Source organism: Sphaerochaeta sp. (genome assembly GCA_022482495.1).
Taxonomy (GTDB): Bacteria; Spirochaetota; Spirochaetia; order Sphaerochaetales; family Sphaerochaetaceae; genus RUG023.
On sequence record JAKVPA010000005.1, the window covers coordinates 1 to 21,933 of the forward strand.

Here is a 21,933-nt window from a genome sequence, read left to right on the forward strand (position 1 = left end):
ATCCCCATCTACGTGATGTTCGCCCATTGGGGGCTGACAGACACCTATCTGGGATTGATCCTTCCGGAAGCGGTCAGTCCATACTACATCTTCATGCTTCGGCAGACATTCCTCTCTATTGATGACAGTTACATCGATGCGGCGAAGATCGACGGGTTGGGAAAGGTGGGGATCATCACCAAGATTTTGGTGCCGATGTGCAGCTCGACGTTGTTCACCGTCACGTTGGTCACCTTCACTTCCGGTTGGAACAGCTATTTCTGGCCGAAAATCATCGCCAAAGAGGAATCCCATCGTGTGCTTACGGTCGGATTGGCCAAGTTGCGGGAGACGTTTGCCGGCCAGGGGACGATGAACAATCATGAGATCATGGCGGGCGCGGTCATGGCGATCCTCCCGGTGGTAATCTTGTTTTTCATATTCCAAAAGTACATGCTTTCCGGGTACAGTAAAGCTGCAATGAAATGAGGAGGCAGTCAGATGCACGTCGTTGCACATCGTGGATATAGTGGGAAATATCCGGAGAATACCATGGTGGCGTTCCGGATGGCGGAAGAGGCCAAAGCCGATGAGATCGAACTGGATGTCCAATTGACCAAGGACGGTACGGTCGTCGTCATTCATGACGAGCAGGTTGATCGGACGACGGATGGAACCGGACCGGTTCGGGAATATACGTTCAAAGAGCTGGAAAAGCTGGATGCTTCCCGGATCCGGCCGGGTGACTATCCCGTCCAGCACATCCCTTCGTTTGAGGAATACTGTGAATGGGCGTCCCATGCCCACATCACCACCAACATCGAGCTGAAGACCGGATTGGTCTACTACCCGGAGATTGAGCGGAAGACCATCGGGATTTTGGACAAATATGGATTGATGGACCGGGTGATGTTCTCGTCGTTCAACCATCTTTCGTTGGTGGAGACGAAGCGGCTCGCGCCACAGATTCCCGTCGGCGCTCTGATTGGCAAACAGGGGATCGTCAATGCGGGCTATTACTGTGAGAAATATGGATTTGAGTACTATCATCCTAGTTATGAGGCGCTCACTGATGCAGCGGTGGCTGAGTTGAAGGCCCATCACGTAAAGATGAATGTATGGACGGTTGACGCCATGGGGCCGCTTGAACAACTTGCAGCCTGGGGTGTTGACGGGGTGATTTCCAACTACTGCACGGTGTGCCGACAGTATCTGGATGGAGCGAAATGAAACGGAAGGTTGTTGCGATCCTTCTCATGCTGGTGGCGGCGTTCTCCCTGTTCGCCGCGGACCGTGCTGACCAATTCGCCGAGGTGGTGGACCGCTCGTCGAATGCGGGAAACCTCACATTGTACTTCGTGGATCTGGATGTTCCGGAAGGCAGCAAGGACAAGAGCGGGGATTGCACCATCATCATCAGTCCGGATGGGAAGGTGATGATGGTCGATTGCGGCCATCCTGATTCGGGTAAGGATGTACGCCGGGTGATGGACGCGCTGGGCTTGAAGCGGATTGACATCTTCCTCAACACCCATCCGCATATTGATCATCTGGGTGCGTTCCCTGAGGTGGCTGACACGTATGAAATCGGAACGGTGTATCGGTCCGCGTTGGCGTACGATACCCAGTACACCCGGGCGTTCGATGCTGCGATCAAGACGCACAATCTCCCGGTCCAGGTAGTGGCGAAAGGGGATTCGTTCATGCTGGGTGATGCGGTGAAGGTTGAGGTGCTGTGGCCTGAGGGAGAAAAGATATCCTATCCGAAGGGATATCCCATGAACGCCACCCAGTTCATCAATGACCATTCCATTGCGTTGCGTCTGACATATGGGACGAGCACCGTGTTGCTCTGCGGGGATCTTTACCGCTCTGCGGAACGCGAGGTGTTGGATCTCTATGGGGATGCGTTGAAGAGCGTTGTAGCCAAGGCGAACCATCATGGGATCGATACGTCCAACCAACGCAAGTGGATCAAAACGGTGCATCCCCAGGTGGTCGTGGCGATGAACGATGTCATGGGAAGCATGGACGTGTATCGTGATTACGTGAAGTATGGAGCTACATTCTACCATACGTTGTACAATGGAACCGTTCGGGTCCGGTTGGATGACAAAAGCCATGTCTCCGTGCTCCCGCAACGGGAAAGTTGGGTGGATAAAGGCGGAACCTAAGCATGGATGTGCGTGGCATCAAGGATCTGTTCGAACAGTCGCCGATCATCGCGGCGGTGAAATCCGAAGAGCTTCTGCAGAAAGCGCTGGAAAGCGAGTGCATGATGGTGTTCATCCTGTACGGCTCGATCTGCACGATTGACGCCATCGTGGACCAGGTCAAGGCTCGGGGGAAGATCGCCATCGTCCACACAGATCTGGTGGCGGGGCTGGCCGGCAAGGATCCGGTCGGGGCGGAATTCATCCGCCGCCACACCAAGGCGGATGGAATCATCAGCACCAAGCAGCAAATGGTCCGGAGGGCAAAGGAACTGGGCTTGATCGCAGGAGAGCGCACCTTCATGATCGACAGCATGGCGTTCGCCACTGTCACCCAGCACCTTGCCACCTGCCGGCCCGATTTTCTGGAAATCATGCCCGGTGTGGCTACAACCATTATCCATGAGCTTCATGAGATGACGGATGTGCCATTGGTCGCAGGAGGGTTGATCCGGAACAAAACGGACATTCTCCGGGCGTTGGATGGGGGCGCCTGCGCCATCTCCACGACGAAAGCCGAGCTTTGGGCGCTGTAAGCCGCCAGAGATAAGAAAAAAAAGAAGAATTCCCCCTTGACATGTTTCAAGAGTTTTGGCTATGTTATTTGGGCACGCTCAAAAAACCAAGTTGATGAGCGATGGGTTTTTGACAGTTTATAAGTGAAGAGAAGAGAAGTAAAAAATTGACTGGACGATTGCCGAAAGGTCGTTGGTCCAGTTGGTGATGTGGAAGCTTGAGGGCTTCCTTGTCAATTCAGATACGAACAGAAAACGGGATCGAATAGAGAACGTTGGTGTTTGTTTGAGGGACTGGGGAGGATTTGAAGCAGAGATTTCCGGCGTGCCCGCGAGGGCTGCGCCGGGTTTCAATGACGGAGAGTTCGATCCTGGCTCAGAACGAACGCTGGCGGCGCGTCTTAAGCATGCAAGTCGGGCGGCAGCCGCAGCGATGCGGCGAGAGCGGCGGACGGGTGAGTAACGCGTGGACAACCGACCCTCCGGACGGGGATAGCCGCGGGAAACTGCGGATAATACCGGATACGACCCGGGGAGCGAAGGCGCTCCGGGGGAAAGCCGCTGCGGCGGCGCCGGGGGACGGGTCTGCGTCCCATCAGCTAGACGGCGGGGTGAAGGCCCACCGTGGCGACGACGGGTAGCCGGCCTGAGAGGGTGGACGGCCACATTGGGACTGAGAACGGCCCAGACTCCTACGGGAGGCAGCAGCTAAGGATCTTCCGCAATGGGCGAAAGCCTGACGGAGCGACGCCGCGTGGACGATGGAGGCCGTGAGGTTGTAAAGTCCTTTTCCGTGGGGTGAAGAGCCGTGCCAGGGAATGGGTGCGGGGTGACGTGACCACGGGAATAAGCCCCGGCTAACTACGTGCCAGCAGCCGCGGTAACACGTAGGGGGCGAGCGTTGTTCGGAATCATTGGGCGTAAAGGGCGCGCAGGCGGCTGCGGGAGCCCGGCGTGAAATCCACAGGCCCAACCTGTGGGGGTCGCCGGGGACTCCGCGGCTGGAGTCCAGGAAGCGGTTCAGGAATTCCCGGTGTAGGGGTGAAATCTGTAGATATCGGGAAGAACACCAATGGCGAAGGCGTGGGCCGGGCCATGGACTGACGCTGAGGCGCGAAGGTGCGGGGAGCGAACAGGTTTAGATACCCTGGTAGTCCGCACAGTAAACGATGTGCACCAGGTGGCGGGGGGCTGACCCCCGGTACCGGAGCGAACGCAGTAAGTGCACCGCCTGGGGAGTATGCCCGCAAGGGTGAAACTCAAAGGAATTGACGGGGGCCCGCACAAGCGGTGGAGCATGTGGTTTAATTCGATGATACGCGAGGAACCTTACCAGGGCTTGACATGCGCCGGGAGGGGGCTGCGAGGCCTCCGCCCTTCGGGGCCGGCGCACAGGTGCTGCATGGCTGTCGTCAGCTCGTGCTGTGAAGTGTTGGGTTAAGTCCCGCAACGAGCGCAACCCCTGCCGCCAGTTGCCACCAGGTGAAGCTGGGCACTCTGGCGGGACCGCCGGCGACAAGCCGGAGGAAGGCGGGGACGACGTCAAGTCATCACGGCCCTTATGTCCTGGGCCACACACGTGCTACAATGGCCGGTACAGAGCGCAGCGGAGCCAAAAGGCCGAGCGAACCGCAGAAAGCCGGTCACAGTACGGACTGGGGTCTGCAACCCGACCCCACGAAGTTGGAATCGCTAGTAATCGCGCATCAGCATGGCGCGGTGAATACGTTCCCGGGCCTTGTACACACCGCCCGTCACACCATCCGAGTCGGGGGCACCCGAAGTCGCCTGGCCAACCGCAAGGGGGCCGGTTCCGAAGGTGTGTCCGGTGAGGGGGGTGAAGTCGTAACAAGGTAGCCGTACCGGAAGGTGCGGCTGGATCACCTCCTTTCTGGAAAGAAAGGGCGCCGGAGGGCCTCACACCCGAAGGCGGAGACTGACGTACGTAGTACAGCCGGTGAGAGTCCGGCAATTCCTCAGGTTTCCACAAAACTTTTCTTCTCTTCTCTTATAGACTGTCAAGGGGACTGTAGCTCAGGTGGTTAGAGCGCGTGCCTGATAAGCACGAGGTCATAAGTTCAAGTCTTATCAGTCCCATGTTGATTTTTTACAGTTGAGCGAGAGGACGGGAAGGATGATATGGTCAAGCGAAGGAAGGGTTCGCGGAGGATGCCTGGGAGCCGCCAGGCGAGGAAGGGCGCGGCAAGCTGCGAAAAGCCGGGGGGAGGAGCCGACATCCCGAGATCCCCGGGTGCCCGAATGGAGTAATCCGCGCGGAGCAATCCGCGCGCCGCGGTGCTGAATACATAGGCGCCGCGGGGAGAGACGCAGGGGAGTGAACCATCTAAGTACCTGCAGGAAAAGAAATCAAACGAGATTCCCCCAGTAGCGGCGAGCGAACGGGGAGGAGCCCAAACCGCGGGCCTTCGGGGCCGCGGGGTTGTAGGGGTGCGCCTGGGATTTGGTCCCGGCGCGCGCCGCATGCACAGCGGAACGGTCTGGGAAGGCCGGCCGGAGCGGGTGAGAGCCCCGTACGCGAAGTGGATGCGGTGGCGCTGGGCGCGCTGCCTGAGTACGCCGGGACACGAGGAATCCCGGCGGAAACAGGGGGGACCACCCTCCAAGGCTGAATACTCGGCGGCTACCGATAGCGTATAGTACCGTGAGGGAAAGGTGAAAAGGACCCCGGGAGGGGAGTGAAAGAGAACCTGAAACCGCGGACCCACAAGCGGTCGGAGCCATGGCGACATGGTGACGGCGTGCCTTTTGTAGAATGAGCCTGCGAGTTGCCGTGCGCGGCGAGGCTAAGGGACAGGAGTCCCGGAGCCGGAGGGAAACCGAGTCCGAAGAGGGCGCGAGTCGCGCGGGGCAGACCCGAAGCCAAGTGATCTAGCCGCGGCCAGGCTGAGGCAGGGGTGGAACCCTGTGGAGGGCCGAACCTAAGTCCGCTGAAAAGGGCTGGGATGAGCTGCGGCTGGGGGTGAAAGGCCAAACAAACTTGGAGATAGCTGGCACTCTCCGAAATAGCTTTAGGGCTAGCGTCGCGCGGACCGCGCGGGAGGTAGAGCACCGGATAGGCGAGGGGCCGTCACTGGCTGCCGAGCTTAACCGAACTCCGAATGCCCGCGCGCCATACGCGGCAGTCAGGCGGCGACTGATAAGGGCCGTCGCCGAGAGGGGAACAGCCCGGACCGCCGGCCAAGGTCCCGAATGCGCGCCGAGTGGGAAAGGAAGTGCGGATGCACAGACAGCCAGGAGGTTGGCTCAGAGGCAGCAACGCCTCCAAGGAGTGCGTAACAGCTCACTGGTCGAGTATCCGCGCGCCGATAATGTAACGGGGCTAAGCGCGCAACCGAAGCCGCGGGGGCGGGCGCCGTAGGGCGTCCGTCCGGTAGGAGAGCATCCCGCATACGGGAGAAGCGGGGGCGGGAGCCCCCGTGGACGGGGCGGGAGAGAGGATGCAGGCATGAGTAACGTGAAAGACGGGTGGGATCCCCGTCCGCCGGAAGCCTGAGGTTTCCAGGGTAAAGGCAATCTGCCCGAGGGTCAGCCGGCCCCTAAGCCGAGGGTGAAGACCGTAGGCGATGGGAAGCGGGTCAACAATCCCGCGCCGCCGGGCGCTTACGATGGGGCGAAGCATTGCGCAGTACGCCGCGGGGCGGCGGTATGCCCCGCCAAAGCCGCGAGGCGCTGAGGGGTCCAGGGAAGTCCGGGCCCCGAGCCGAGCGGTGAGGGAGGGTCCTTACGGGGGCCTGAAGGGTGTGCTGTGCGGTGACGAGAAAGAACCCCTGGGTGCTACGCCCGGGACCGTACCAGAGACCGACACAGGTGGGCGAGCTGAATATGCGAAGGCGACGGAAGAGTTCGCGTCAAGGAACTCGGCAAACTGCATGCGTAACTTCGGGATAAGCATGGCCCCCGCGAGGGGGCCGCAGAGAAACGGCCCATGCGACTGTTTACCAAAAACACAGGTCCGCGCGAACCAGCGATGGGAGGTATGCGGACTGACACCTGCCCGGTACCGGAAGGTCAAGGGGAGCCGTCAGCGCAAGCGAAGCGGCGAGCCCAAGCCCCGGCAAACGGCGGCCGTAACTATAACGGTCCTAAGGTAGCGAAATTCCTTGTCGGGCAAGTTCCGACCCGCACGAATGGTGTAACGATATGGGCGCTGTCTCGACGCGAAATCCGGTGAAATTGAAGTCCAGGTGAAGATGCCTGGTACCCGTGGTTAGACGGAAAGACCCCGTGAACCTTTACTTCAACTTGGCGTCGGCGCGCGGACAGGGATGTGTAGGATAGGTGGGAGGCAACGAAGCGGGGCCGTCAGGCAACGCGGAGCCGCCGGTGAAATACCACCCTTCCCTTTCCGCGCGCCTAACCCGGGCCGCGAACCGGTCCGGGGACTGGGCCAGGCGGGAAGTTTGACTGGGGCGGTCGCCTCCTGAAGGGTAACGGAGGCGCGCGAAGGTCGCCTTAGGACGGTCGGGAATCGTCCGGCAAGCGCAAAGGCACAAGGCGGCCTGACTGCGAGGCGTACATGCCGGGCAGACGCGAAAGCGGGTCTTAGTGATCTGGCGGTGGCGTGTGGAAGCGCCGTCACTTAACGGATAAAAGGTACTCCGGGGATAACAGGCTGATCTTGCCCAAGAGTTCACATCGACGGCAAGGTTTGGCACCTCGATGTCGGCTCATCGCATCCTGGGGCTGGAGCAGGTCCCAAGGGTTTGGCTGTTCGCCAATCAAAGCGGTACGCGAGCTGGGTTCAGAACGTCGTGAGACAGTTCGGTCCCTATCTGCCATGGGCGCTGGACGTCTGAGGGGTCCTGCCTCTAGTACGAGAGGACCGAGGTGGACGGACCTCTGGTGTACCGGTTGTCCCGCCAGGGGCAGCCGCCGGGTAGCCATGTCCGGAAGGGATAAACGCTGAAAGCATCTAAGCGTGAAGCCCCCCCCAAGATGAGACGTCCCCGAGGGTATAACCCTCCTGAAGGAACCAGGGAGACTACCTGGTCGATAGGCCGGGGGTGCAGGCGCCGCAAGACGCACAGCCCACCGGTACTAATCAGCCGTGAGGCTTGGCCATATCATCGTTCCCGCCGTCGCGGGGAGGCTCGGGGGGCGTCCGTCCTGCGGACGGACCCGGAGCCGGCCCGGTGGCCACAGCAAGGCGGACATACCCGTTCCCATCCCGAACACGGTCGTCAAGCGCCTTCGCGCCGATGGTACTGCGGTTCTTCCGCGGGAGAGTAGGTAGCTGCCGGGCCCTTTCTTTTTCCTTTTCCAACACCCTTTCCCAAGGGTGTTTTTCTTTGCCCAATGAACGCTGACTTCTTTGTCTTGAGCAATGATACCATTTCAAGTACTATGGGACAAAGTAAGGAAGCGGTTGTATGCGAATCACGTTGAAGAATCTGAAGCGCTCCTATGGCCAGCTTCACGCGGTGAACGATGTCAGCCTGTCGATTCCCTCCAATACCATATTCGGAATCATCGGAAAAAGTGGTGCAGGGAAATCAACATTGGTGCGTTTGGTGTCACTGTTGGAGAAGCCGGATTCCGGAGAAGTATACTATGACGACAAACGTGTCGATAATTTGTCAAAAAACGAACTCATGATGCGACGCCGTCATATCGGCATGATCTTTCAGAACTTCAACTTGTTTTCAAGTCGGAACTGCGCCCAGAACATCGCATATCCCATGGAGATCAACGGGTACAAACCGGAAGAGATCAAATCGAGGGTGCATGAGTTGCTTTCCTTGGTGGATTTGGAAGGCAGGGAAAATGCCCGTATCAGCACGCTTTCCGGAGGCCAGAAACAACGGGTCGCCATTGCGCGCGCCCTTTCCTGCCGTCCGGACATTCTGTTCTGCGATGAGGCGACCAGCGCGCTGGATCCCCAGACGACCAGCTCAATTCTGGATCTGATCAAGGACATCCAGAAGCGATGAGCCTGACGGTGGTGATGATCACCCACCAGATGGAAGTGGTCCGCGACACCTGCAAGGAAGTGGCAGTCCTGAATGACGGAGAGGTGGTGGAACAGGGCAAGGTTGCCGATATCTTCAGTAATCCGCAGAATCCTGTCACCAAAGATTTTCTTTCCCGTCTGTTGGGGCATGACGAGCGGACCAGCAGGGTATACCAATGGTCCCACCAGAAAGGATCGTACGTGCTTCGCTTCCCCGGCAACGTGACCGACCAGCCGATCATCTCGCAACTGAGCAGGAAGTACGGAGTGGATTTCAACCTCCGTGCCGGTGGCGTCCAGGTGGTGGATGGCGAGGAGATCGGGACGATGATGGTGGATATCCTCAGCCCTGATGAAACAGTGGTTCCGTCCATCCTGAAGGATTTACGTGCGCAGGGCGTCATCGTGGAGGATCATCATGGGAGCTAAGCTTTGGATTCTGGTAGGCCAGGCCACCTGGCAGACGTTGGTCATGGTGTTTTTCTCAACATTGTTCAGTCTGATTCTTGGGCTCCCTTTGGGGATTTTGCTTACCGTCACCAGTCCGGAGGACCAGGGTGGCATCAGCCCGCGCCCGGTGATGAACAACATCATCGGACGTATCGTCAACGTTCTTCGTTCCTTCCCGTTCATCATTCTGATGATTCTGCTGTTCCCCCTTGCCCGGTTGATCTTGGGCACCAGCATCGGGACGGCAGCCACCATTGTGCCGCTTTCCATCGCGGCGGCTCCGTTTGTCGCCCGTGTCATCGAAAGCGCCTTGAAGGAAGTGGACCCCGGTGTCATCCAGGCGGCCCGCGCCATGGGATCGACCAACAGCCAGATCGTCTTCAAGGTGATGATCCCCGAGGCGATGCCGTCGCTGGTAAGCGGTGTGACGCTGACCATCATCAATTTGATCGGCTATTCCGCCATGGCGGGAGCCATCGGTGGTGGAGGCCTGGGAGACTTGGCCATCCGGTACGGATACCAACGGTTCCGCGGGGACGTGATGTTCGTCTCCGTCGTGGTGATTCTGGTGCTGGTCGAAGTGATCCAGATGATCGGCAACCGGATCGCGGCCAAGATGATGGCAAAGCGGTAAGCTGTTGTTTGCAAAGAAGTTGGATCGTTGTGTTGCGCAAAATATGTCAGTGGGCGGGAAATCCTCTTGCATCTCTTCGTAAAATGATGTATGTTGTCGACAACGTAACAAAAAGGAGAGAGATCATGACGAATACATCCATCATCATTCGTTCCACCATGATGTCTCTCATGATGATGCCCGTCAGGGCATAACATCTATACTTCAAATCTATCTTTATTTTTTCGGTCTCAAGGAAAAGCGCTTTGCTTTTAATACCTGTAATCTGTCTCTGAGGAGAGATTTGTATGAAAAAAACATTTGTCATCGTGTTGTCTGTATTGTTGGTGTTGGGTTCTGTCGCGTTCGCGCAGGGCACCAAGGAATCCGCGGCTCCCGTTAAAAACCAGGTGCTGAAAGTCGGCGCCACGCCGGAACCGCATGCCGAGTTGCTCAATCTGGTCAAGGATGACCTGGCCGCCCAGGGCATTACGCTGGATGTCATCGAGTTCACCGATTATGTGACGCCGAACGAGGCGTTGGAGAGTGGCGAGATTGATGCCAACTACTTCCAGCACATCCCGTACCTTGAGAGCTTCAACAAGGAGAAGGGCTATCATCTGGTCAATGCCGGGGGCATCCACGTAGAGCCGTTCGCTGTGTACTCCAAGAAATACACCAAGCTTGCTGATCTTCCCAACGGTGCTACCATCGCCATCCCCAACGATCCGACCAACGAAGGCCGCGCATTGCTGCTTCTGCAGAGCGCAGGGCTCCTGAAGCTGGCCGATGGAGTTGGTCTGACCGCCACTCCGCTGGACATCGCTGAGAACCCGAAGAACTTCAAGTTCAAGGAGATCGAGGCCGCCTCTCTTCCCCGTGTCCTTTCCGATGTTGATGCCGCGACGATCAACGGCAACTACGCCATCCCCGCCGGCTTGATCGCCACCCGGGACGGTCTGTTCATCGAAGGCGCCGACAGCCCGTACGTCAACGTTGTCGCCGTCAAGGCCGGCAACGAGAACGACCCGCGTGTCGTCGCGCTGGTCAAGGCGCTGAAGAGCCAGAAAGTGGCTGACTACGTCGCCAAGCGCTATCCCAACGGGGAAGTCGTCCTGGTGAAATAACCTTACGTTCCGTAATCTGGGGAGACCGGTTTGGTCTCCCTTTTTTTTGTCCGGTACGGTATGCTGGCATCATGGAATATCTTTTCTTCGGATTACTTGGCGTGGTGATCGTCCTCCTTTTGATCCTTGTCTTCCGCTCTGGTCACCGTACGGATACGAGAGAGACGGCCTATCTGAAAGCCTCGCTTGACCAGCTTTCCCGGGAAAACTCCCAGACCCGCAAGGAGTTGCTGGACATGCTGGAGCAGTACCGATTCTCCGTCACCCAGTCGGTGACCACCCTGCAGGGACAGGTGTCCTCCGCTTTGGACCGGATCCGCGCGGACAATGACGCAAAGCTGGAGTTGATGCGCCAGAGCGTCGACACCCGGCTGAAGAGTTCGCTTTCCGAATCATTCTCCCTGGTTTCCCAGCAACTGAACGAAGTGCACAAAGGACTGGGGGAGATGCAGAACCTGGCAAGCGGCGTTGGAGATCTGAAACGGTTGATGGGCAACATCAAGAGCCGGGGGGTCCTGGGGGAAGTGCAGGCAAAGCGCATTCTGGATGACATCCTCACTCCTGGCCAGTATGACACCAACGTGGTGTGCAAGAAGGGAAGCTCCCAGTACGTCGAATTCGCCGTGAAAATGCCTGGAGCCGGTTCGACTCCGGTGTACCTTCCCATTGACTGCAAATTTCCCAAGGAGGATTACGAACGGTTGATGGATGCCCAGGACAAGGCGGACAAGGAAGGGGTGCGGGTTGCCGAGCAGGCGCTCCGCACGCGGTTGCTCTCCGAAGGGAAGGCGATCGCCAAGGGGTATCTCGATCCTCCGAACACGACGGACTTCGCCCTGCTGTTCCTCCCATCCGAAGGACTGTACGCCGAGGTGCTCCACCTGCCAGGTTTGGCTGAGGAGCTGCAGCTGCAGGATAAGGTGGTCGTCGCGGGTCCTACCACGCTGGCCGCCATCCTGAACAGCCTGCAGATGGGCTTCCGCACACTTGCCATCGAGAAACGGACCGACGAAGTGTGGAAGATCCTCTCCGAAGTGAAGACGCTGTTCGCCCGCTTCTCCGAGGATCTGGAGACCACCCACAAGCGGATCACCCAGGCGGCGTCCTCGCTGGACGAGGTGTCACGCAGGACGGAGACGATGGGTCGGAAATTGCGTGATGTGGAAGTGTTGGATACCCACACAATGGATGAAAATACAAAACTACCGGAGAATACCGTATAATTTTGCAAAACTATGGACAGAGTTTGCATAAAAATGTAGGATAGAAGAGTGAGTTTGGAGGAATTGGTATGGAAAAGAAACAGCTGAACCTGAAAGGCCGGAGTTTTCTGACATTGAAGGATTATTCCAAGGAAGAGATCCTGTATCTGTTGGATCTTGCCGCTGACCTGAAGGCGAAGAAGAAAGGGGCGGCCCATTCCGCCCGTGTGGATGGACATCTTTTGGAAGGCAAGAACATTGTCCTGATCTTCGACAAGACATCCACCCGTACCCGTTGTTCCTTCGAAGTCGCCGCGTTTGACGAAGGCGCCTGCGTGACCTACCTGACCAACAGCCAGATGGGGAAGAAAGAGTCCATCGAGGATACGGCGAAGGTGCTGGGCAGGATGTATGACGGCATCGAGTATCGGGGATATTCGATGGACCTGGTCAAGGATTTGGCCACCTACAGCGACATCCCGGTGTGGAACGGACTGACCGATGATGATCACCCCACCCAGGTGCTGGCCGATTTCCTCACCGCCATGGAGCACACCGGCAAGAAGCTTGAGGACATGAAGCTGGCCTACATCGGCGATGGACGGAACAACGTCTCCAACGCCCTGATGATCGGGGCGGCCAAGGTGGGGATGGATTACAGCATCGGCACGCCGATCGAACTGTTCCCGTCCACCAAACTGTTGGAGGAGATGCGGGATGTCGCCGATGATTCCGGTTCCCACATCAAGGTGTACACCGATCCATATGAGGCGGTGCTGGACGCCGACATCATCTACACGGACGTCTGGGTTTCGATGGGGGAGGAGGCGAAAACCGCCGAACGCATCAAACTGCTCAAGCCGTACCAGGTGACGATGAAGATGCTTCAGGCGACGGGCAACGACAAGGTGATCTTCGAGCACTGCCTGCCGTCGTTCCATGATCTGGGGACGACCATCGGGCAGACGATCTACAACGAGTACGGCCTGAAGGAGATGGAAGTGACCGACGAGGTGTTCCGCTCCTCCCACTCGGTGGTGTTCGACGAGGCGGAGAACCGCATGCACACCATCAAGTCGGTGATGGTCGCCACGATGAGCGACGTGCTTGCCGCTCGCTGAAACATGGTTTCCGTTCGGGCAGGGGGATGGACAGCCATCCCCTTGTCGCTTGTGATTATGCTCCGTTCGGAATATGCTATGATACGAAAGACAAGGGTGACGGGCCATGCCAAAACGAATAGATCATGATGAACGGAAAGAACGGATCGTACAGACGGCGCTGAAGGTGTTCGCCCGGGAAGGGTACAAGAACTCCAATCTCAGCCTGATCGCCAGCGAATGCGGGATTTCCCGTCCGACGATCTACCAGTATTTCCATGACAAGGAACAGATCTACTACTATGCGGTGAAGCTGGTCACCGGCCGGATGTTCGCCAAGTACGTCTCCTATGCCTGGGACACCACTTCCAACTGCATCGACCGGATCATCCACATCTGCAACGACATCATCGACACGGCCAAGGTCAGCGAAGGGGAACTGACCAACCTGCTGGACGTGATGTTGCAGATGAAGCGGGAAGGAAAGGACTTCAACGACATCGTGCTCCGCAGGACGGCAAAGCTGACCATCCTGTTCAAGCGTCTCCTCCGGATGGGTATCATGAACCATGAGGTGATCGAATGCGACGTGGACAAGGTGTCCGACCACCTGTTGATCCTCCTGGAGTCCAGCTGTCTCCGGCTGGGATTCTTTGAAGTGGTGGACCTGGAGCGTGACAAACAGTTGATCGACAACTACCTGGAGTTCTACAAGACCCACCCGCGTTCCACATCCGTCGTCAAACGATAGTGGCCGTTCGGCCGTTTTCTTACTATATTCCATGCGTACAAGACAGGTCTCTTTAGCAAGATAAGGAGAATCATCACCATGGATTTTGAAAAAATGACCATCAAACTGCGTCAGGCCATCCAGGACGCTGATCAGATTGCCGCGCAGAACGGCAACCAGGAAATTACCACGGAGCACGTCCTGTTGGCGTTGCTCAGGCAGAAAGATGGGTTGCTTCCGCCGCTGTTGGACAAGATCGGCGTCTCAGCGGGTCAGGCGGAGCAGGCCTTCCGGGAGCTGGTGGACAAACTCCCCAAAGTATATGGCAGCAACGTCCAGCGTTCCCTTTCCGGCGCGCTGGGTACGGAGTTGTATGCCGCGCAGAACGTCGCAACGGAGTTCAAGGACGAATATCTGTCGGCGGAGCATCTGCTCCTTGCCGTCTTGGATGAGGACAATCCCTCTTCCCGGGCGTTGAAAGGATTGGGCGTCTCCAAGGACGCCGTGATGCAGGCGCTGAAGGCCGTCCGGGGCAACCAGACCATCACATCGGAAGATCCGGAAAGCCGCTACCAGAGCTTGGAGAAGTACTGCAAGGACATGACCGCCCTGGCACGCAACGGAAAACTCGACCCGGTCATCGGACGGGACGAGGAAATCCGCCGGGTGATGCAGGTGCTTTCCCGCAGGACGAAGAACAACCCCGTGTTGATCGGAGAGCCGGGTGTCGGCAAGACGGCCATCGTCGAAGGACTGGCCCAGCGGATCACCAGCGGGGATGTGCCTGAGTCGTTGAAGGACAAACGGATCCTTTCGCTGGACGTTGGCTCGCTGGTCGCCGGCGCGAAGTTCCGCGGAGAGTTTGAGGAACGGCTCAAGGCGGTGGTCAACGAAGTGGTTTCCAGCGAGGGCAGGATCATCCTGTTCATCGATGAGCTGCACACCATCGTCGGCGCAGGGCGCCGCGGAAGGTTCCACCGATGCGTCCAACCTGATCAAACCGGCGTTGGCGCGTGGCGAATTGCACGCCATCGGCGCAACGACGCTGGATGAGTACCGCAAGTACATCGAGACGGACAAGGCGCTGGAGCGCCGGTTCCAGCCGGTGTACTGCAAGGAACCGACGGTGGAGGATACCATCGCCATTCTGCGTGGGCTTCGGGACAAGTACGAGGTGCACCATGGCGTGCGGATCAAGGATGATGCCTTGGTCGCCGCGGCGGTGCTGTCCAATCGGTACATCACCAACCGGTTCCTGCCGGACAAAGCCATCGACCTGATCGATGAGGCCGCCAGTCAGCTGAAGATGGAGATCGAGAGCCAGCCGGTCGAACTGGACAAGATCGAACGGAAGATCCTCCAGCTGAACATCGAGGAGAAATCCTTGGAGAAGGAGACGGACACCGCCTCCCTGGCACGGCTTGAGAAGATCAAAGGGGAGCTCGCCGAGCTGAAGAGCAAAGGCGACGCGATGAAGCTGCAGTGGCAGAATGAGCGGTCCGCAATCTTCGGCATCAAAGAGAAGAAGGCAAAGCTGGAGCAACTCAAGGTGGAGGAGCAGCAGGCGGAGCGTCAGGGAGACCTGACCAAGGCCGCCATGATCATGCACGGCGAGATGCCCAAGCTGCAGGCTGAGATCCAGAAGGAAAGCGACAACCTGGCCAAGGCGCAGAAAGACGGGAAACAGCTGCTTCGGGAAGAGGTCAGTGAAGATGACATCGCCCGGATCGTCAGTTCGTGGACCGGGGTGCCGGTAGCCAAGATGCAGTCCAGTGAGAAGGAGAAATACCTCAAACTGGAGGAGACGCTCTCCAAGGAAGTGGTTGGTCAGGACGAGGCCATCAAGGCGGTGGCCAACGCCATCCGCCGGAACAAGGCGGGCATCGGCGACGAGCACCGTCCGTTGGGTTCGTTCCTGTTCGCCGGTCCCACCGGTGTGGGCAAGACGTTGCTTGCCAAAGTACTTGCCGGCTTCCTGTTCGACGACGAGAAGGCGTTGACCAGGATCGACATGTCAGAGTACATGGAAAAGTACTCGGTCAGCCGTCTGATCGGAGCGCCCCCGGGGTACGTGGGGTATGACCAGGGCGGTCAGCTCACCGAAGTGGTGCGGCGCCGGCCGTATTCGGTGATCCTGTTCGATGAGATCGAGAAGGCCCATCCGGATGTGTTCAACATCCTGCTTCAGGTGTTGGATGACGGGCGGCTTACCGATGGACAGGGCAGGGTGGTGGACTTCACCAACACGGTGATCATCATGACGAGCAACCTCGGTTCTTCCGAGTTGTTGTCCGCCACGGATTACCTGCAAGGGAAGAAGGAAGTGATGGAAGCGATCCGTCGCGCCTTCAAGCCGGAGTTCATCAACCGTATCGATGAGATCGTCGTCTTCAAGAGTCTTGGGGAAGCACAGCTTCGGCAGATCGTCACGTTGCAGCTGAATGCTCTTTCCAAGCGGATGGAGGCCAAAGGCCTGCACCTCGTCTGGACGGAGCCGGTGGTCGATATGGTGTTCAAGGCTGGCTACAGCCCTGAGTACGGCGCCCGGCCGATCCGCAGGGCGTTGCAGGATCTGGTTGAGGATCCGCTGGCGATGAAGCTCCTGGAAGGATCGTATCCGGAAGGAAGCACGATCCATCTGGGGATCACCGCGGGAAAACTGGCGATTTCGTAAGGATCTCCTCATAGGCCTGTGCGGTGTCGATGTCCGTCACATACGCGGGATCGTCCGTCGCATAGGCCATGATGTCCGGTCGGGATAGCAGGTGGTGCATCGTTTCCGTTTTGTCTGCGCTTTGGATCAGCGGGATGAACAGGGGACGGAGCAACACCGGGTGTCCCGGCCGTTTTTGTTGGAAGAACGGGCGGACGCCGTTGTAGCCGTCCATCGCCCGGGCCAGCTGAAGATAGTGGTTCGGCTGGATCAGGGGAAGATCCCCCAGAGTGACGAAAAAATCTTCGTCAGGACGGAGGAACCCAACGCCTGCCTGGGTGGAGGAGAACTGTCCGTCCAGGTAGTGGTCGTTGGGGACGAGCAACAGCGACGGGCACGCCAGATCCCTCAGGGACGCCTCCACCCGGGCTTTCTGGAAACCGGTCACCACGATGGTGTACAGGCCCGCTTGGAGTGAAGCCTCCACGCTGTGATGGATGATGTCCTTTCCGTTCCACGGATAAAACAGTTTCTCTCCGCCGCTTCGCGATCCCAGCCCTGCGGCAAGCATGATGTTCTGCATGGACCCATCATACACCAACCGGTCAAATTGACCAAACGCTTTCTTTTCTGGTATTCCTTATCTATATGTTTGCAACCTATGTGAATTGTCTGGCGGTGATCGCGGGAACCTTGGTCGGCTTGCTGCTGAAGAAGGTGATCAAAGAGTCCTTCAAGGAGATCGTCATGACCAGCGCCGGTCTGGTGACGGTGGTCATCGGTCTGGGAATGGCGTTGAAAGCCGGTTCGTATCTGGTGATGATCTTCTCCGTGATCTTGGGTGGTTTCGTCGGATACGCGCTCCGCATCGAGGACCATGTGTTGGGTCTGGGTGGCTGGATCCAGCGCAAGACCAGCAAGAGTGGCGACAGTGTCACGTTCGCCCAGGGATTCCTCAACGCGTCCTTGCTCTTCTGCACCGGCGCGATGTCCATCGTCGGCTCCATCCAGGCGGGGACGGTGGGCGACTACCAGCTGATTCTGGTCAAGTCGGTGATGGATGGATGCATGGCCATCGTCTTCACCGCGGCGTACGGCATCGGCGTGCTGTTCAGTTCGGTGGTGGTGTTGGTCTACCAGGGATTCTTCACGCTGGCGGGAGGATGGTTGCAGCCGCACCTCGGGGAAGTGGGCATCAATGAGATGGGGGCCGTCGGCGGAGTGCTGCTTCTGATGATCGCCGGCAATCTCCTGCAGATAAAAAAATTCAGGACGGGGGATTTCCTCCCCGCCCTGGTGTTCGCGCCGATTCTGGCGCGGTTCATCACCGTCTGATCATCACCTGAGCAGGCTCTTGGCGTTTGAGATCGCCGTATCGTTCTCGATGTCTTTCTGCACCGGACACGGCTTCAGGTTCCAGATCTCCTTGGCGTACTCGTTGATCGTACGGTCACTGGAGAACTTGGCGCTGGAAGCGATGTTCAGCACGGCCATCCGGTTCCATGCCTTGGGATCCGCATGGTACAACGCCGTGGCCTTGTGGTGTTCATCACGATACATGGCCAGGTCTGCGAAGGTGAAGTACCGGTCACCCTGCTCAAACAGGGACTTCCACAGCGGGTCGAAGATGTTCGGCTCATTGATGTTGAAGAATCCGGAGAGCAACAGGTTGACCCCTTCCTTGATTCCTTCGTCCTTGGATATCCACTCCTTCGGTTGATAGGAGGCGCGGAGCGCTTCGATCTGCTGTTCGGTATGGCCGAAGATGAACAGGTTCTCCTGGCCCGCTTCCTGGGCCATCTCGATGTTGGCGCCATCCAGCGTGCCGATGGTCAGCGCGCCGTTGACCATGAACTTCATGTTGCCCGTACCGGAAGCTTCCGTGCCGGCGGTGGATATCTGCTCGGAAAGATTGCTCGCCGGAATGATACGTTCGGCCATGGTGACCCGATAGTTGGGCAGGAACTGTACCCTGAGGATGTGGTTGGTCTGGGGGTCTTCATTGACCGTCTTGGCGATGTTGTTGATCAACTTGATGATCAGCTTGGCGTTGACGTATCCCGGGGCGGCCTTCCCTCCGAAGAAGAAGGTGATCGGCTCCATATCCTTGGTCAGCGGACCGTGGTTCTTCAGGTCGTTGTACAGCAGCACGATATCCAGTGCGTTGAGCAGCTGCCGCTTGTACTCGTGGATCCGTTTGACCTGGGTGTCGAACAGGGAGTCGGGATTGACCAGCACGCCGCAGTCCTTGCGGATGAACGCCGCGGCGCTTTCCTTTGCCTGCCGTTTGATCTTGGCGAAATCGTCCAGAAAGCCTGCGTCCGTTGCGAACGGCTTGAGCTTGGAGATCTGGGAGAAATCGGTGATCCATCCGTCTCCGATCGCTTCGGTGATCTTCGCAGCCAACGCCGGGTTGGCGTCAAGCAGCCAGCGGCGCTGGGTGATGCCGTTGGTCTTGTTGTTGAACCGGTCGGGGAAGATCATGTTGAATTCGGGGAACATCTTGGTCTTCAGCAGTTCCGAATGGAGCGCCGCAACGCCGTTGGTGCTGTGGCTGCCGATGATGGCCAGGTTGGCCATCCGGATCTGCTTGGGGTTGGTCTCTTCGATGATGCTGACTTTGGCCACCTGGTCCCCACGCATCGGGAAGTAGGAGACGGCTTGCTGGAGGAACCTGCGGTTGATCTCGTAGATGATCTGCAGATGGCGTGGCAGCAGGTGCTCGAACATGGGAAGCGACCATTTCTCCAATGCTTCCGGCATCAGGGTGTGGTTGGTGTACCCAAGGGTACGCACCGTCAGGTCCCACGCCTCGTCCCAGGAAAGGTTTTCCTTGTCCAGCAGGAGCCTCATCATCTCCGGTACGGCCAGGGACGGGTGGGTGTCGTTCATCTGGATGGCGGCGTGGTCGGGAAAATCCAGCCAGTCGGTATGGTGCCGTTTGTACCGCTTGAAGATGTCCTGCAGGGAGCAGGAGACGAAGAAGTACTGCTGTTTCAGCCTGAGCTCCTTGCCCAGGTACTGGGTGTCATTGGGGTAGAGCACCTGGGAGAGGTTCTCCGCCTGGACTTTCTGGCGCACCGCTTCGGTGTAGTCGCCTTCATTGAACTCCTGGAAACTGAACTCGCTGGGGGCTTTCGCCGACCACAGGCGGAGCGTGTTGACCGTCTTGCAGCCGTAGCCGATGATCGGGGTGTCGTACGCCATGCCCAGTACGGTTTCGTCGGGAATCCATTTGAACGAGTCGTTTCCGTTCTCCCGGATCATCTGCACGTAGCCGCCGAAATGGACGGGATAGACGGTGTCCGGCCGCTGGATTTCCCAGGGGTTGCCATCCCGGAGCCAGTCATCCGGTTGTTCCTGCTGCCAGCCGTTGACGACCAGCTGGCGGAAAATGCCGTAGTTGTACCGGATGCCATAGCCGTATGCCGGATATTCCAGCGTGGCCAGGGAGTCCAGGAAACAGGCGGCAAGCCTGCCCAGTCCTCCGTTGCCCAGCCCGGCGTCCGGTTCCACGTCGGCCAGTTCCTCGTAGGTGTAGCCCAGGGAAGCCAAGGCGTCCTTGACCTGTTTCTCCAGACCGAGGTTGATGATGTTGTTCGTCATGGCGCGGCCCATCAAAAACTCCAGGGAGAGGTAATACACCCGTTTGGCGTCGGTGGCCCGCTGGGTCTGCCGGCTCTTGTCCCATTGCTGGATGATGCGGTCACGGATGGAAAGGGCCAGGGCGGCATACCTGCCTTCCGGAGTCGTATGGTAAATGTCGGCGTCTTCGCTGTACTTCAGATGTTCCGCGAAATCCTGCGCAATGGCTTCCGCCGTATGCCCGAAACGGGTATTGCTGCTGTGTTTGTTCACGTTTTCCTCCCGAGGGTTGATAAACCGGTTTTGTTCCAATATACCAAGGAGGGAGGAAAATTGCGATACCTCAACGAAAAAAGCCAGGCGAAGAACCGCTCTGGTGTTACTTGACAAAGAAGGCACACCTCTGGTAACGTACCAGATGCGCGTTTGAATTTTGCGCGAGTGGTATGTCCATTCATGCCCTTGTAGCTCAGCGGTAGAGCACCACCTTGGTAAGGTGGGGGTCAACGGTCCAATTCCGTTCGAGGGCTTTTCTTTTTTTTTCAACGGTGATGTTTCGCCGAGGAGCAGGAAGTATGGGTGAGAAGAAGAAAACCAGTGTTGAGAAAGTCGCACTGCAGTGCACGGTATGCCATCGGAAGAACTACACGACCGAGCGGAACCGCAAAAACGGTGGGGAGAAGCTTGAGCTGAACAAGTACTGCCCGTTCGACAAAAAGCATACCCTCCACAAGGAAGCTAAGATCAAATAAGTCCGTTCAAGAAGCAAATAGGCCAATAGCTCCAATGGTAGAGCACTGGTCTCCAAAACCGGGTGTTGGGGGTTCGAGTCCCTCTTGGCCTGTCTGCTTCTTGAGCGTTTTTGAAGGAGTCTTTCGATGAAGAAAATGATGAAGTATTTCAAAGAGTGCCACAACGAACTGAAGAAGGTCGTCTGGCCGACCCGCGAAGTAGTCCTCAATTCGACGAAAGTCGTCATCGTTTCCACAATTTTGGTAGCCATCTTCCTCGGTTTCGTGGATTTTGTGCTGCTGAAGATTTTGTATGTGATGTTCTAAGGATACAACATGGCAAAGGGCTGGTACGTCGTACATACATACTCAGGGTATGAACAGAAGATTGAGAGGATCATCCGCAAGATGCGTGACAATGATCCCAATTTTGCAGCCGTTTGCACCGATGTGAAAGTTCCGTTTGAAACAGTCGTTGAGGTGAAGGATGGCGTGAAGCGTGATGTGAAGCGCAAGATTCTTCCCGGATACATTTTGGTTGAGATGGATCTTCCCGTGGATGCATGGAAGCCGTGGTGCTTCCAGATCAAGCGGATCCCGGGAGTGACGGGTTTCCTTACGTCGGATGATGACCGTCTGAAGCCGCCGGTGCCGCTCACCGCCGCTGAGGTGAAGGGCATCTTCCAGAAAACGGGTGACCTGCCTGCGGACAAGGTGTTCAAGCCGAAGCAGAGTTTCTCCCAGGGCGATCATGTGAAGATCATCGAAGGACCGTTCGAGTCGTTCACCGGTGTGGTGGAAGAGGTGAATGCCGAGAAATCCCGCCTGCGTGTCAGCGTGGGGATTTTTGGACGGTCGACGCCGGTAGACGTTGACTTCCTCCAAGTGGAAAAGGTGGTCATGTAAGCGTTGGACGAACGCTGCTGACCGTGCATCAGTTTTTTTACATTCGTCCATTGTTTCTGTTGTACACTCCCTCGGAGTAATCCGAGGCGTGGGAGCCTGCCGTATGGCAGGCGTTATTACCAGCGTGCAGGCCGGATCTATCAGCCAACTCAGGCAGG

Annotated in this window: 15 protein-coding genes, 3 tRNA genes, 3 rRNA genes and 2 pseudogenes; 21 read left to right on the plus strand and 2 right to left on the minus strand. The window is 57.7% G+C overall.

The window, feature by feature from the left end:
* From LKE28_06620 to clpB, 15 genes and pseudogenes are all read left to right on the plus strand, one after another.
* A partial coding sequence (locus LKE28_06620; GenBank protein MCH3907911.1) for a carbohydrate ABC transporter permease occupies window positions 1–468 on the plus strand: 468 nt, incomplete at its 5' end.
* A 12-nt stretch (window positions 469–480) separates the two neighbouring features.
* Window positions 481–1,209 (plus strand): glycerophosphodiester phosphodiesterase, encoded by a 729-nt coding sequence (locus tag LKE28_06625; protein MCH3907912.1) that lies wholly within the window; start codon window positions 481–483, stop codon window positions 1,207–1,209.
* Complete coding sequence (locus LKE28_06630; protein MCH3907913.1) at window positions 1,206–2,153, plus strand: MBL fold metallo-hydrolase; 948 nt, start codon at window positions 1,206–1,208, stop codon at window positions 2,151–2,153. Before LKE28_06625 ends, LKE28_06630 begins: the two co-directional genes overlap by 4 nt.
* A 2-nt stretch (window positions 2,154–2,155) precedes the next feature.
* On the plus strand, window positions 2,156–2,728 hold the full coding sequence (locus tag LKE28_06635) for a glycerol-3-phosphate responsive antiterminator (protein ID MCH3907914.1): 573 nt from the start codon (window positions 2,156–2,158) through the stop codon (window positions 2,726–2,728).
* A gap of 332 nt (window positions 2,729–3,060) precedes the next feature.
* Window positions 3,061–4,598, plus strand: a 16S ribosomal RNA gene (locus LKE28_06640).
* 132 nt (window positions 4,599–4,730) lie between these two features.
* Window positions 4,731–4,804, plus strand: a tRNA-Ile gene (locus tag LKE28_06645).
* 44 nt (window positions 4,805–4,848) lie between these two features.
* Window positions 4,849–7,790, plus strand: a 23S ribosomal RNA gene (locus tag LKE28_06650).
* A gap of 66 nt (window positions 7,791–7,856) precedes the next feature.
* Window positions 7,857–7,970, plus strand: a 5S ribosomal RNA gene (rrf, locus tag LKE28_06655).
* The 16S, 23S and 5S rRNA genes sit together here with 1 tRNA gene alongside, the layout of an rRNA operon.
* A gap of 127 nt (window positions 7,971–8,097) precedes the next feature.
* Window positions 8,098–9,107: pseudogene (locus tag LKE28_06660) on the plus strand (methionine ABC transporter ATP-binding protein).
* The gene (locus tag LKE28_06665) at window positions 9,097–9,762 is read left to right on the plus strand and encodes an ABC transporter permease (GenBank protein ID MCH3907915.1); all 666 of its coding nucleotides are present in this window, start codon (window positions 9,097–9,099) and stop codon (window positions 9,760–9,762) included. The pseudogene LKE28_06660 and the gene LKE28_06665 overlap by 11 nt, the downstream one beginning before the upstream one ends.
* 287 nt (window positions 9,763–10,049) lie before the next feature.
* Window positions 10,050–10,868 carry a MetQ/NlpA family ABC transporter substrate-binding protein gene (locus LKE28_06670; GenBank protein ID MCH3907916.1) on the plus strand — a complete coding sequence of 273 codons (819 nt, stop codon included), beginning with the start codon at window positions 10,050–10,052 and terminating at the stop codon, window positions 10,866–10,868.
* Window positions 10,869–10,939: 71 nt separating this feature from the next.
* Window positions 10,940–12,091 (plus strand): DNA recombination protein RmuC, encoded by a 1,152-nt coding sequence (rmuC, locus tag LKE28_06675; protein ID MCH3907917.1) that lies wholly within the window; start codon window positions 10,940–10,942, stop codon window positions 12,089–12,091.
* A 68-nt stretch (window positions 12,092–12,159) separates the two neighbouring features.
* Window positions 12,160–13,191 carry an ornithine carbamoyltransferase gene (argF, locus tag LKE28_06680; protein ID MCH3907918.1) on the plus strand — a complete coding sequence of 344 codons (1,032 nt, stop codon included), beginning with the start codon at window positions 12,160–12,162 and terminating at the stop codon, window positions 13,189–13,191.
* A 106-nt stretch (window positions 13,192–13,297) separates the two neighbouring features.
* The gene (locus LKE28_06685; protein ID MCH3907919.1) at window positions 13,298–13,921 is read left to right on the plus strand and encodes a TetR/AcrR family transcriptional regulator; all 624 of its coding nucleotides are present in this window, start codon (window positions 13,298–13,300) and stop codon (window positions 13,919–13,921) included.
* Between the two features lie 78 nt (window positions 13,922–13,999).
* Window positions 14,000–16,574: pseudogene (gene clpB, locus LKE28_06690) on the plus strand (ATP-dependent chaperone ClpB).
* On the opposite strand, the gene LKE28_06695 reads toward clpB, so the two are convergent.
* Window positions 16,546–17,136, minus strand: a complete 591-nt coding sequence (locus tag LKE28_06695) for a nucleotidyltransferase family protein (GenBank protein ID MCH3907920.1) — start codon at window positions 17,134–17,136, stop codon at window positions 16,546–16,548. The pseudogene clpB and the gene LKE28_06695 sit on opposite strands and share 29 nt — an antisense overlap.
* 65 nt (window positions 17,137–17,201) lie before the next feature.
* Between LKE28_06695 and LKE28_06700 the strand changes: the two genes are divergently transcribed.
* Window positions 17,202–17,888: a DUF554 domain-containing protein gene (locus LKE28_06700; GenBank protein MCH3907921.1), complete on the plus strand. Its 687-nt coding sequence runs from the start codon at window positions 17,202–17,204 to the stop codon at window positions 17,886–17,888.
* Window positions 17,889–17,891: 3 nt separating this feature from the next.
* On the opposite strand, the gene LKE28_06705 is transcribed toward LKE28_06700, so the two are convergent.
* On the minus strand, window positions 17,892–20,411 hold the full coding sequence (locus tag LKE28_06705) for a glycogen/starch/alpha-glucan phosphorylase (GenBank protein MCH3907922.1): 2,520 nt from the start codon (window positions 20,409–20,411) through the stop codon (window positions 17,892–17,894).
* Window positions 20,412–20,596: 185 nt separating this feature from the next.
* Between LKE28_06705 and LKE28_06710 the strand changes: the two genes are divergently transcribed.
* From LKE28_06710 to nusG, 5 genes are all read left to right on the plus strand, one after another.
* Window positions 20,597–20,668 (plus strand) — tRNA-Thr (locus LKE28_06710).
* A 45-nt stretch (window positions 20,669–20,713) separates the two neighbouring features.
* On the plus strand, window positions 20,714–20,890 hold the full coding sequence (gene rpmG, locus LKE28_06715; protein ID MCH3907923.1) for a 50S ribosomal protein L33: 177 nt from the start codon (window positions 20,714–20,716) through the stop codon (window positions 20,888–20,890).
* Between the two features lie 19 nt (window positions 20,891–20,909).
* Window positions 20,910–20,982: transfer RNA gene (locus LKE28_06720), tRNA-Trp, on the plus strand.
* A gap of 34 nt (window positions 20,983–21,016) precedes the next feature.
* A complete protein-coding gene (gene secE, locus LKE28_06725; protein MCH3907924.1) occupies window positions 21,017–21,196 on the plus strand; it encodes a preprotein translocase subunit SecE in 180 nt (59 codons plus the stop codon).
* A 9-nt stretch (window positions 21,197–21,205) separates the two neighbouring features.
* Window positions 21,206–21,775, plus strand: a complete 570-nt coding sequence (gene nusG, locus LKE28_06730; GenBank protein MCH3907925.1) for a transcription termination/antitermination protein NusG — start codon at window positions 21,206–21,208, stop codon at window positions 21,773–21,775.
* Window positions 21,776–21,933: the final 158 nt, after the last annotated feature.

Excerpts from the sequence above, each read along its gene's own strand:
- LKE28_06665 (MCH3907915.1), top strand. The coding sequence starts at position 9,097 with ATGGGAGCTAAGCTTTGGATTCTGGTAGGCCAGGCCACCTGGCAGACG.
- LKE28_06625 (MCH3907912.1), top strand. The coding sequence starts at position 481 with ATGCACGTCGTTGCACATCGTGGATATAGTGGGAAATATCCGGAGAAT.
- LKE28_06635 (MCH3907914.1), top strand. The coding sequence starts at position 2,156 with ATGGATGTGCGTGGCATCAAGGATCTGTTCGAACAGTCGCCGATCATC.
- LKE28_06700 (MCH3907921.1), top strand. The coding sequence starts at position 17,202 with ATGTTTGCAACCTATGTGAATTGTCTGGCGGTGATCGCGGGAACCTTG.
- LKE28_06670 (MCH3907916.1), top strand. The coding sequence starts at position 10,050 with ATGAAAAAAACATTTGTCATCGTGTTGTCTGTATTGTTGGTGTTGGGT.
- rpmG (MCH3907923.1), top strand. The coding sequence starts at position 20,714 with ATGGGTGAGAAGAAGAAAACCAGTGTTGAGAAAGTCGCACTGCAGTGC.
- secE (MCH3907924.1), top strand. The coding sequence starts at position 21,017 with ATGAAGAAAATGATGAAGTATTTCAAAGAGTGCCACAACGAACTGAAG.
- nusG (MCH3907925.1), top strand. The coding sequence starts at position 21,206 with ATGGCAAAGGGCTGGTACGTCGTACATACATACTCAGGGTATGAACAG.
- LKE28_06630 (MCH3907913.1), top strand. The coding sequence starts at position 1,206 with ATGAAACGGAAGGTTGTTGCGATCCTTCTCATGCTGGTGGCGGCGTTC.
- LKE28_06695 (MCH3907920.1), bottom strand. The coding sequence starts at position 17,136 with ATGCAGAACATCATGCTTGCCGCAGGGCTGGGATCGCGAAGCGGCGGA.
- LKE28_06685 (MCH3907919.1), top strand. The coding sequence starts at position 13,298 with ATGCCAAAACGAATAGATCATGATGAACGGAAAGAACGGATCGTACAG.
- rmuC (MCH3907917.1), top strand. The coding sequence starts at position 10,940 with ATGGAATATCTTTTCTTCGGATTACTTGGCGTGGTGATCGTCCTCCTT.
- argF (MCH3907918.1), top strand. The coding sequence starts at position 12,160 with ATGGAAAAGAAACAGCTGAACCTGAAAGGCCGGAGTTTTCTGACATTG.